This window comes from Streptomyces sp. CRN 30 (assembly GCF_034105845.1).
In genome coordinates this window covers 1-10399 of the sequence record NZ_JAVRHI010000178.1, presented here as the reverse complement: position 1 = coordinate 10399, position 10399 = coordinate 1, and the positions used below count along the sequence as shown (strand labels likewise).

Below are 10399 nucleotides of genomic sequence, written 5' to 3'. Positions count from 1 at the left end.
GGCGGCTCGTCCCGCACCGCCTGGGTGACCGCCCGGCCGCCCACCGCGAGGACCGCGGTCACCGCGACGCCGGCGCCCGCCACCCGCAGCCAGCCGAGCGGCGGCCGCGCCGGTCCGGGGCCGGGGGCGGCGGCCATGCCGCGCTCCACCCGGGCCAGCATCCGCACCCGGTCGGGCGCGTGCGCCCCGGCCGCCTCCCGCAGCCGGGCCCGCACCTCCTCGTGCCCGTCCGGCCGCCCGGTCACCGGTTCCTCCCCCCGGCCGTGCCGGTCCGCCGTACCGTGCCGCCCGCCCCCGCCACGGCGTGCACCTTCTGCACGGCCCGCTCGGTGCCCAGCGACCGCTGCAGTTCGGCCATCGCCTTGGAGGTCTGGCTCTTCACCGTACCCACCGACACGCCCAGGGTGAGCGCGGTGTCCTTCTCCGACAGGTCGAAGGCGTGCCGCAGCACGACACAGGCCCGTTTGCGGAACGGCAGCCTGCGCAGCGCCTCCTGCACATCGACGACGTCGGCCACGTCGGGGTCCTCGGTCCGCTCCTCGCGCTGCGCCCAGAACAGGGCGACGCGCCGGCGCTCCCGCACCGCGCTGCGCACCCGGGTCCTGGCCAGATTGGCGACGACCCCGCGCGCGTAGGCCACCGGGTGGTCGGCCGCGCGGACCCGGTCCCAGCGGTGCCAGAGCGCCAGCAGCGCGTCCGCCGCCAGGTCGTCGGCGATGTCCGGCTCGCCCGTCAGCAGGCGGGCGAGCCGGGACAGTTCGGCGTAGTGACGCTCGAAGAAGTCATGGAACTCCACGGAGGCGGCGTCGTCGACGACAGTGCCCACGGGCGTCTCTCCTCGGACGGGGAGCGGCACTTTACCAGCGAGGTCAGTCGTCCAGCGCCGCCCGCATCATCGCCTTGGCCACCGGCGCCGCCAGTCCGTTGCCGCTGACCTCGGAGCGGGCCGCGTCCGACTGCTCGACCATGACGGCCACGGCGACCTGCTCACCCGTGGAGTCGTCGGTGGCCCAGGACGTGAACCAGGCGTACGGCGTCTTGCTGTTGTTCTCGCCGTGCTGCGCGGTACCGGTCTTGCCGCCGACGGTGGCGCCGTCGATCCGCGCGTTGGAACCGGTGCCCTTCTCCACCACCGTCTCCATCGCCGACCGGAGCTGCTCGGCGGTGTCGGCGCTGACGATCCGCTTGGTCTCCGCGTCCTCGTCGTAGTCCTTCAGCACGTCCCCGCCGCTGTCGGTGGTCTGCGCCACCATGTGCGGGGAGACCAGCTCGCCGCCGTTGGCGAGGGCGGCGGAGACCATCGCCATCTGCAGCGGTGTCGCCGTCACGTCGAACTGGCCGATGCCCGACAGACCGGTCTGCGCCTCGTCCATGTCCTCGGGGTACACGCTGGTGTACGCCCGGACGGGCACGTCCTGCTCGTCGTCGTCGAAGCCGAACTTCTCCGCCATCGCCCGGACCTTGTCCTGGCCGAGGTCGACGGCCATCTTGCCGAAGACGTTGTTGCAGGAGTACTGGAGCGCCACCCGGATCGTGGCGTTCTCGCAGGGCGCGTCCGGGTTCTCGTTGGAGAGCGGGGTGACGGTGCCCGGCAGCGTGTACGGGTCGGGGCTGTCGGTCCGCTCGTCCACCGACGAGTAGAGCCCGTCCTCCAGCGCGGCCGACGCCACCACCAGCTTGAACGTCGAGCCCGGCGGCAGCGGCTGGCGCAGCGCCCGGTTGGTCAGCGGCTTCTCGGCGTCCCCGGTGAGCTTCTTCCACGCCGTTCCGGCGGTGTTGGCGTCGGTCAGCGACGCCGGGTCGTAGGACGGGGTGGAGACCACCGCGAGGATCTTCCCGGTCTTCGGGTCCATCGCGACGGCGGCGCCCTTGTTGTCGCCCAGCGCCTCGTACCCGGCCTTCTGCACGTCCGGGTCGATCGTCGTGATGACGTCGCCCGGGTCGGCCCGCTGGTCGGTGACGGTGTCCATCACCGTCCTCAGCTGCGGGTCGGTGCCGTTGAGCAGGTCCTCGTAGATCCCCTCCAGCTGGGTCGGGGCGTACGCCTGCGAGGCGTAGCCCGTCACCGCCGCGTACAGCTCACCGTCCTTGTACGTGCGTTTGTAGGCGAGGTCACTGCCCTTCGTTCTCGCCGAGCCGGTCACCGCCTCGCCGGCCACGATGATGTTGCCCAGCGGCCCCGCGTACGTCTGGATCGCGTTGCGCCGGTTGTCCTTGTCGTCCGCGAGCGCCTGGCCGTCGTAGAACTGCACCCAGGTGGCCCGCACCAGCAGTGCGAACACCAGGACCAGTGTGAAGACGGAGGCGCGCCTGATCGTCTTGTTCATCCCGCTCGGGACGACGAACGGACGGAGGGGAAACGTTCCCTTCCGCCCGTTTTCTCATCGCGCTCTCATGCGGGCCCGCCGGTGCTTCACAGCCTGCGGGTCGCCAGCAGCAGCCGGTCCCGGGCGTCGAAGAGCGCGTCCTTGACCAGCTGCTCGTGCGCGGGCGTCAGCCGCGCCACCGGCACCGAGCAGCTGATCGCGTCCCGCGCGGGGGTGCGGTAGGGCACCGCCACGCCGAAGCAGCGCAGCCCCAGCGTGTTCTCCTCGCGGTCCACGGCGAACCCCTGCTCCCGGATCTGGCGCAGCTCCTCGATGAGCTTCTCCCGGTCGGTCAGGGTGTGCTCGGTCAGCGCCGGGAGCGTCTCGGGCAGCATCTTGCGGACCTGCTCGTCGCTGTACGTGCTCAGCAGCGCCTTGCCCAGCGAGGTGGAGTGGGCGGGCAGCCGGCGCCCGACCCGGGTGAAGGGCCGCAGGTAGTGCTGCGACTGCCGGGTGGCGAGGTAGACGACGTTGGTGCCGTCGAGACGGGCGAGGTGGATGGTCTCGGTGGTGTCGTCGGAGAGCCGGTCCAGGGTGGGTCTGGCCGCCGCGACCACCTCGTCGCCGTCGATGTACGACGTGCCGACCAGGAGCGCCCGTACGCCGATGCCGTACCGGGTGCCCGTGGCGTCCGTCTCCACCCAGCCGAGGTCGACCAGGGTGCGCAGCAGCATGTACAGGCTGGACTTGGGATAGCCGACCGCTTCCTGGACGGAGGCGAGGGAGTGCATGCCGGGGCGGCCCGCGAAGTACTCCAGCAGCTCGACGGTCCGCACAGCGGACTTGACCTGCGCTCCGCCGCCAGTCTCGCCTGTCGACATCGGCCTTGACCCCCTCGTTGGACGCGAAATAGTCTCGCTGGGTATTCATCCATGGAGACAGCGTTCAGTATATCGAACGTCCCTAGATCTGGAGGGACCCGCGGTGGCAGCAGCACCAGTCTGGAGTGTCGACCCCCGTACCGGGAAGCAGCGCGAACAGGTCGCGGTGGAGGCCACCGCCCAGGACGTGGACGCCGCCGTCCGCGCCGCGCACGCCGCGCGCGCGGCGCTCGCCGACCGCACCGTCCGCGCCGCCTTCCTGCGCACGGCCGCCGACGAACTGGAATCCGCCAAGGACTCCCTCGTCGAGGCCGCCGACGCCGAGACGGCGCTCGGCCCGGTCCGCCTGACCGGCGAACTCGCCCGCACCTGCTATCAGCTGCGCGCCTTCGCCAAGATTGTGGACGAGGGCGAGTTCCTCGGTGTCGTCGTCGACCACCCCGACGACACCGCCACGCCGCCGATCCCGGACCTGCGCCGCTACAAGGTGCCGCTCGGTGTCGTCGCCGTCTACTCGGCGTCCAACTTCCCCTTCGCCTTCTCCGTCCCCGGCGGCGACACCGCGAGCGCGCTCGCGGCCGGCTGCCCGGTCGTGGTCAAGTCCCACCCCGACCACCCCGGCCTGTCCGAGCTGGTCGCCGCGGTGCTGCGCCGCGCCGCCGCCGCGCACGACATCCCCGAGGGCGTGCTGGGCCTCGTCCACGGCTTCGAGGCCGGCCTCGAACTCATCAAGCACCCGCTGGTCGCCGCCGCCGGGTTCACCGGCTCGGTGCGCGGCGGACGCGCCCTGTTCGACGCGGCGGCGGCCCGTCCCGTGCCGATCCCCTTCCACGGCGAACTGGGCTCCCTCAACCCCGTCGTCATCACCGAGGCCGCGGCGGCGGAACGCCCCGAGGCGATCGGTACCGGTCTCGCCGGGTCGATGACGCTCGGCGTCGGGCAGTTCTGCGTCAAGCCCGGCCTGGTGCTGGCCCCGGCCGGCGCCGCCGGTGACCAGCTGGTCAAGTCGCTGACCGAGGCGGTCGGCGACACCGGCGCCGGGGTCCTGCTCGACCACCGGATGCGGGACAACTTCATCGCCGGGGTCGCCGAGCGCGCCGAACTCCCGGACGTCGAGGCGCCGGTGACGCCCGGCGCGGGCGGCGAGCACACGGTCAGCCCCGGCTTCCTCACGGTGCCGGCCGCGCGGCTCGCCCGGGAGGGCGAGTACGACCTGCTCCTGGAGGAGTGCTTCGGGCCGGTCACCGTCGTGGTCCGCTACGCGGACGAGGCCGAGGCGAAGGCGGTGCTGACGCGGCTGCCGGGGAACCTCACGGCCACCGTGCACCTGTCCGCCGAGGAGGCCGCGGGCAACGGGCGCGGGGCGGAGATCCTGGCGGAGCTGACGCCGCTGGCCGGGCGCGTGCTGGTGAACGCCTGGCCGACGGGCGTGGCCGTGGCGCCGGCCCAGCACCACGGGGGGCCGTACCCCGCCACGACGTCCACGTCCACGTCGGTGGGCGGGACGGCGATCGAGCGGTGGCTGCGGCCGGTCGTGTACCAGAACACGCCGGAGGCGTTGCTGCCGGTGGAGCTGCGGGACGCGAACGAACTCGGGCTGCCGCGGCGGTTCAACGGGCGGTTGGAGAGGTAGGCACCAGTGCCGGGTGCGGGTGCGTCGTGGTTGCTCGCGCCGTGCCCCGCGCCCCTTCCAGGGGCGCGCAACCGTGATCGTCGGGATGTCGTCCTTCCCGGTGTGATCATACGAAGTGTGCTGGCCGTTGAAGCGGGGGTCGTCGCCGATCTGCACGCGCGGGCGCGGGCGACGTACTACCCGGACGGGGTGCCCGAGGCCGGGTTCGACTGGGTCGGGGCCTGGCGGAAGGCCGTGCGGCGGGAGGACGGGCAGGTGCTCTGCGCCGTCGAGCGGGGGACCGTCGTCGCCATCGCCTCGTTCCGGCCGCCGCAGGACGGTCCCGCCGGCACGGTGAAGCTCTTCCAGTTCCACGTCGACCCCGGCCGCTGGCGCGCCGGCATCGGCACCGCCCTGCACACCGCCTGCGTCGAGCAGTGGCGGGCCGACGGCCGGGCGACCGCCGTCCTCGACGTGCACGCCGACAACCGGCGCGCCCAGGCGTTCTACGCCCGTCGCGGCTGGGTCCCCGACCCGGAGCACCCGCCCGCCCCGGACGACCATCACCTGGCGCTCCGCCTCGACGTGCGCACCGCTCCCTGATCCGGCGCTGTTGATCGGGGCGGGCGCCGCCCGCACAGTGAGGGCATGGAGTCCTTCGACAAGCTCGTCCGTGCCGAGTTCGACCCGGAGACCACCTACCTCAACACCGCCAGCACCGGCCTGCCGCCCGCCCGGACCGCCGCCGCCCTGCGGGACGTCGTCGCGGCCACGGCGGCGGGGCAGCAGGGGGACTGGTTCGCCGACGTCGAGGCGTGCCGCGCCGCGTTCGCCCGGATCGCCGGGGTGCCCGCCGACCGGGTCGCGACCGGGGCGTCCGTCGCCGTGTACTGCGGCCTCATCGCCTCCTCGCTGCCCACCGGGGCCGAGGTCCTCACCGCCGAGGGCGACTTCAGCTCCCTCGTCAACCCCTTCCACGTACGCGGCGACCTGAAGGTGCGGGCCGTGCCGCTGGAGCGGATCGCCGAGTCGGTCCGGCCGTCCACCGCGCTGGTCGCGTTGAGCGCCGTCCAGTCCGCCGACGGGCGGATCGCCGACCTGGCCGCCGTGCGGGAGGCGGCCCGAGCGCACGGCGCGCGGACCCTCGTCGACGTCTCCCAGTCGGCCGGCTGGCTGCCGCTGACCGCCGGCGACTTCGACCTGGTCGTCTCCGTCGGCTTCAAGTGGCTGCTGGGCCCGCGCGGCGTCGCGTTCCTCGTCGTACCGGAGGACCTCGGCGGTCTCACACCCGTGTTCGCGGGCTGGGTCGCGGGCGAGCGGCCCTGGGACAGCACGTACGGACCGGTCGGGGAACTCGCCCGCTCGGCGCGGCGGTTCGACGAGAGCCCCGCGGTGTTCTCCTACGCCGGTGCCCGGCACTCCCTCGCGCTCGTCGAGGAACTGGGCGTGGCGGCCGTGGGGGCCCACGACGTGGCGCTCGCCGACCGGTTCCGGGCGGGCGTGCGGAGCCTCGGCCACGAGCCGGTGCCCGCGCCGGGCTCGGCGATCGTCTCCGTGCCCGGACTGGGCCACCGGCAGCCCGGCCTGGTCCGCGCCGGCATCGTCGTCTCCGACCGGGCCGGACACCTGCGGGTCGCGTTCCACCTGTACAACACCGCCGCGGACGTCGACCGGCTGCTGGACGCCCTGTAGAGACACCGCCGGGCCGGTGCCCTCCCGCTTGTTTCCGTACGGGGAGGCACCGGCCCGGCGGCGGTGCGTCAGCGGCGTCTCACTTCACCGGTGTCTCACTTCAGCGGTGTCTCACTTCACCGGCGTGAAGTCCCGCGCGCCGATGAAATCGGGACGCCGGATCGGCGCCGCGAACGGATCGACCGCCGTGTTCTCCACGCTGTTGAACACGATGAAGACGTTCGAGCGGGGGAACGGCGTGATGTTGTCGCCCGAGCCGTGCATGCAGTTGCAGTCGAACCAGGTCGCCGACCCGGCCTTGCCGGTGAACAGCTTGATGCCGTACTCCGAGGCCATCTTGGTCAGCCCCTCGTCGGAGGGGGTGCCGGCGTCCTGCATCTGCAGTGACTTCTTGTAGTTGTCCTTCGGCGTCTCGCCCGCGCAGCCGAGGAACGTCCTGTGCGACCCCGGCATGATCATGAGGCCGCCGTTGGTGTCGTAGTTCTCGGTCAGCGCGATCGAGACCGACACCGTGCGCATGTTGGGCAGGCCGTCCTCGGCGTGCCACGTCTCGAAGTCCGAGTGCCAGTAGAAGCCGCTGGCACCGAAACCGGGCTTGACGTTGATCCGCGACTGGTGGACGTAGACGTCCGAGCCGAGGATCTGCCGGGCGCGGCCCACGACGCGCTCGTCGCGCACGAGCTTCGCGAAGACCTCGCTGATCTTGTGGACCTCGAAGACGGACCGGATCTCCTTGGACTGCGGCTCCACGACGGAGCGTTCGTCGGCGCGGATGTCCGGGCTGTCGACGAGGCGGTCCAGCTCGGCCCGGTAGACGGCGACCTCGTCCGGCGAGATGAGCTGGTCGATGGCGAAGAAGCCGTCGCGCTCGAAGGACTGAAGGTCGCTCGGCCCGAACGGCCCGAGCGCGTCGGGCGCGCCCCAGACGACCGGGTCCTGGCGGGGAGTGGACACCTCGGTGGCGCCTCGGGTGGGGTACAGGTCAGTGACGGTGGTGGGCGCGGGCACGGTTCCTCACACCTCCTCGGTGAGCAGCGGGTAGGTGCCGTTCTCGTCGTGGTCCTCCCGTCCGGTCACGGGCGGGTTGAAGACGCAGACGCAGTGGAAGTCCTCCTTGACCTTGAGCGTGTGCCGCTCGTGGCCGTTCAGGAGGTACATGGTGCCGGGCGTGATGTGGTAAGTCTTCCCGGTCTCGCGGTCGGTCAACTCGGCGTCGCCCTTGGTGCAGACGACGGCCTCGATGTGGTTCTGGTACCACATGTCCGTCGACGTACCCGCGTACAGGATGGTCTCGTGGACGGAGAAGCCGACGCCCTCCTTGGCGAGGACGATGCGGGTGCTCTCCCAGGTCCCGCCCTCGGACTTGACGTGCCGGTCGGTGCCCTTGAATTCGTCGAAGGAACGGACGATCACGGTGTGGCGATGCCTCCTACTCGGGTCCTACGGGGAAATGCGGGAACGTCTTCCGGGATTCAGACGGTCTCGCGGACGGCACGGGCGAGGGTCTTGAGGCCCTCGTCCAGCTCGTCGGGGGTGACGGTCAGGGCGGGGAGGAGTTTGACGACCTCGCTCTCCGGCCCGGACGTCTCGATCAGCAGGCCCAGCTCGAAGGCGCGCTTGGCGACCCGGCCGGCCCGGTCCTTGTCGTGGAACTCCAGGCCCCACACCAGCCCGCGGCCCCGGTACTCCTTGACGTCGGCGAGGTTCTCCTCGGTGATGGAGATCAGGTGCTGTTCCACCTGCTCGCCGCGGGCGCGGGTCTGCTTCTCCATCGCGGAGCCGTCCGCCCAGTACGTCTCCAGGGTGGCGGTCGCGGTGACGAAGGCGGGGTTGTTGCCGCGGAAGGTGCCGTTGTGCTCGCCGGGCTCCCAGACGTCCAGCTCCGGCTTGAACAGGCACAGCGACATCGGCATGCCGTAGCCGCTGATGGACTTCGACACGGTGACGATGTCCGGCGTGATGCCCGCCTCCTCGAAGGAGAAGAACGCGCCGGTGCGGCCGCAGCCCATCTGGATGTCGTCGACGATCAGCAGCATGTCCTGCCGCCGGCACAGCTCGGACAGGGCGCGCAGCCACTCGGGGCGGGCCACGTTGATGCCGCCCTCGCCCTGCACGGTCTCCACGATCACCGCGGCGGGCTTGTTGAGGCCGGAGCCCTGGTCCTCCAGGAGCCGCTCGAACCAGAGGAAGTCCTCGACCGCGCCGTCGAAGTAGTTGTCGAACGGCATCGGGGTGCCGTGGACCAGCGGGATGCCGGCGCCGGCCCGCTTGAAGGCGTTGCCGGTCACGGCGAGCGAGCCCAGCGACATGCCGTGGAAGGCGTTGGTGAAGGACACGATGGACTCGCGGCCCTTGACCTTGCGGGCCAGCTTCAGCGCGGACTCCACCGCGTTGGTGCCGGTCGGGCCGGGGAACATGACCTTGTACGGCAGGTCACGGGGGCGCAGCACCAGGTTCTGGAAGGTCTCCAGGAAGCGCCGCTTGGCGGTGGTCGACATGTCCAGCCCGTGCGTGACGCCGTCCCGCTCCAGGTAGTCGATCAGGGCGCGTTTCAGGACGGGGTTGTTGTGCCCGTAGTTGAGGGACCCGGCTCCGGCGAAGAAGTCGAGGTACTCGTGGCCGTCCTCGTCGTACATGCGGCTGCCGTGCGCACGGTCGAAGACGGTGGGCCAGCCGCGGCAGTAGCTGCGTACCTCGGACTCCAGGGTCTCGAAGACACTCAGGTCGGGCTGGGTGATGGTCACGACGAATCGCTCCTCGGTGCGTGAGGGGTGAGGTGAGGGAAGTCGGGAGGGCTCGGTGGCGTGAGTCCGGCGTCAGCGGGTGCCGGCGGGGGCGGACAGGGGGCCGATGCGGTACAGGACTTCTGGTTCGTGCGGTCCGTCGGGGAAGACGTCCGCGTCGAACAGCACCTCGCGCTCCAGCCGGGCGCCGTGGCGCTCGGCGAACGCGGTGAACAGGCGCTGCGAAGCGGTGTTGTCCGGGGCGATCGTGGTCTCCAGGGTGGTCAGCGCCTGCTCCGCCACGGTGCGCGCGACCAGACCGTCGAGCAGCGCGGCGGCGAGCCCGCGACCGCGGTACGCCTCGTCCACCGCCACCTGCCAGATCAGCAGGGTGTCGGAGCGGTCCGGCCGCACATAGCCGGTGACGAAACCGACCGCCTCGCCGCTCTCGGCGCGGGCGACGGCCGAGGTGGCGGCGAAGTCCCGGCACCACAGCAGATAGCTGTACGAGGAGTTCAGGTCGAGGACCTTGGAATCCCTCGCTATCCGCCACAGTGCGGCACCGTCCGCCACTCTCGGACGGTCGATTTGCAGGTCTGCTTGTGCGGCAGTCATGCAAATTGAACTTACCCAGCGGAATTGAAAATTGCATCGCCGGGCGGGGTTACGTATGGGCGTGTCGTGTGTTATCACGCGAGCGCGTGGGTCCGCGCGAGGAGGCGAAGTTTTGGGGTGATTTGCCCGCCACAAAAGCCGCATCACGGACAGCTTGTGTAACGGGTCACAATCGCGTAACCCGTGTGAAGCGTGTCCGAAATGCGGACTGCGAGGCTCCTGAAATCCGTGTGTTTAGCCTCAAAAAAAGCGGGCAGAAGAATGAAGGAAACTATCCTTGAATTGAATTCTGGAATTGTGTTTGTCGGAGTTTTCGAAGAACCCCGAATTCAGGTCCCGGAAAGGACCGCACTACGCGCGCCAGGCGCCCTCGACGGCTCCGCGCGCCCCTTCGGTGTCGGTCCGCGCGCCCCTCTCGGAGAGCGCCGCGCCGAGCGCCGCCAGACAGCCCAGCACGGCCCCGCGGGTCGCCTGCGGTCCGTAGTGGTTGACCCGGATCATCTCCTTGGCCAGCGCGCCGCCGCCCGCGGCCAGCGGCAGCGCCGGGTCGGCCGCCAGCGCCCGCGCCAC

The 10399-nt window shown here is 71.2% G+C and carries 10 protein-coding genes and 2 pseudogenes; 3 read left to right on the top strand and 9 right to left on the bottom strand.

The features are described from left to right. From UW392_RS18040 to UW392_RS18025, 4 genes and pseudogenes are all read right to left on the bottom strand, one after another. Window positions 1–245: pseudogene (locus tag UW392_RS18040) on the bottom strand (hypothetical protein); the annotation flags it as partial. Then, window positions 242–826: a SigE family RNA polymerase sigma factor gene (locus UW392_RS18035; protein ID WP_320776042.1), complete on the bottom strand. Its 585-nt coding sequence runs from the start codon at window positions 824–826 to the stop codon at window positions 242–244. The gene UW392_RS18035 and the pseudogene UW392_RS18040, both read right to left, overlap by 4 nt. Window positions 827–869: 43 nt before the next feature. Next, a complete protein-coding gene (locus UW392_RS18030; protein WP_320776041.1) occupies window positions 870–2327 on the bottom strand; it encodes a peptidoglycan D,D-transpeptidase FtsI family protein in 1458 nt (485 codons plus the stop codon). An 86-nt stretch (window positions 2328–2413) separates the two neighbouring features. Next, on the bottom strand, window positions 2414–3187 hold the full coding sequence (locus UW392_RS18025) for an IclR family transcriptional regulator (RefSeq protein WP_320776040.1): 774 nt from the start codon (window positions 3185–3187) through the stop codon (window positions 2414–2416). 103 nt (window positions 3188–3290) lie between these two features. On the opposite strand from UW392_RS18025, the gene UW392_RS18020 reads away from it, so the two are divergent. The 3 genes from UW392_RS18020 (at window position 3291) to UW392_RS18010 (ending at window position 6491) form a co-directional block, all read left to right on the top strand. Next, window positions 3291–4820 (top strand): aldehyde dehydrogenase (NADP(+)), encoded by a 1530-nt coding sequence (locus UW392_RS18020; protein ID WP_320776039.1) that lies wholly within the window; start codon window positions 3291–3293, stop codon window positions 4818–4820. A 117-nt stretch (window positions 4821–4937) separates the two neighbouring features. After that, entirely contained in the window at window positions 4938–5402 is a 465-nt protein-coding gene (locus tag UW392_RS18015) for a GNAT family N-acetyltransferase (RefSeq protein WP_320776038.1), read from the top strand. Window positions 5403–5447: 45 nt separating this feature from the next. Beyond that, window positions 5448–6491 (top strand): aminotransferase class V-fold PLP-dependent enzyme, encoded by a 1044-nt coding sequence (locus UW392_RS18010; protein WP_320776037.1) that lies wholly within the window; start codon window positions 5448–5450, stop codon window positions 6489–6491. Window positions 6492–6602: 111 nt separating this feature from the next. On the opposite strand, the gene thpD is transcribed toward UW392_RS18010, so the two are convergent. The 5 genes and pseudogenes from thpD to UW392_RS17985 all read right to left on the bottom strand — a co-directional run. Beyond that, window positions 6603–7499, bottom strand: a complete 897-nt coding sequence (thpD, locus tag UW392_RS18005; protein WP_320776036.1) for an ectoine hydroxylase — start codon at window positions 7497–7499, stop codon at window positions 6603–6605. 6 nt (window positions 7500–7505) lie between these two features. Continuing rightward, window positions 7506–7904, bottom strand: a complete 399-nt coding sequence (locus tag UW392_RS18000) for an ectoine synthase (protein WP_320776035.1) — start codon at window positions 7902–7904, stop codon at window positions 7506–7508. Between the two features lie 59 nt (window positions 7905–7963). After that, entirely contained in the window at window positions 7964–9235 is a 1272-nt protein-coding gene (gene ectB, locus UW392_RS17995; protein WP_320776034.1) for a diaminobutyrate--2-oxoglutarate transaminase, read from the bottom strand. Window positions 9236–9307: 72 nt separating this feature from the next. Further along, complete coding sequence (gene ectA / locus UW392_RS17990) at window positions 9308–9829, bottom strand: diaminobutyrate acetyltransferase (protein ID WP_320776033.1); 522 nt, start codon at window positions 9827–9829, stop codon at window positions 9308–9310. 351 nt (window positions 9830–10180) lie between these two features. Then, window positions 10181–10399 (bottom strand): annotated as a pseudogene (locus UW392_RS17985) (alanine--glyoxylate aminotransferase family protein); the annotation flags it as partial.

What these genes read in the sequence shown, in the direction of transcription:
- UW392_RS18030 (WP_320776041.1), bottom strand. Translation starts at nt 2,327, where the DNA reads ATGAACAAGACGATCAGGCGCGCCTCCGTCTTCACACTGGTCCTGGTG.
- UW392_RS18025 (WP_320776040.1), bottom strand. Translation starts at nt 3,187, where the DNA reads ATGTCGACAGGCGAGACTGGCGGCGGAGCGCAGGTCAAGTCCGCTGTG.
- UW392_RS18010 (WP_320776037.1), top strand. Translation starts at nt 5,448, where the DNA reads ATGGAGTCCTTCGACAAGCTCGTCCGTGCCGAGTTCGACCCGGAGACC.
- ectA (WP_320776033.1), bottom strand. Translation starts at nt 9,829, where the DNA reads ATGACTGCCGCACAAGCAGACCTGCAAATCGACCGTCCGAGAGTGGCG.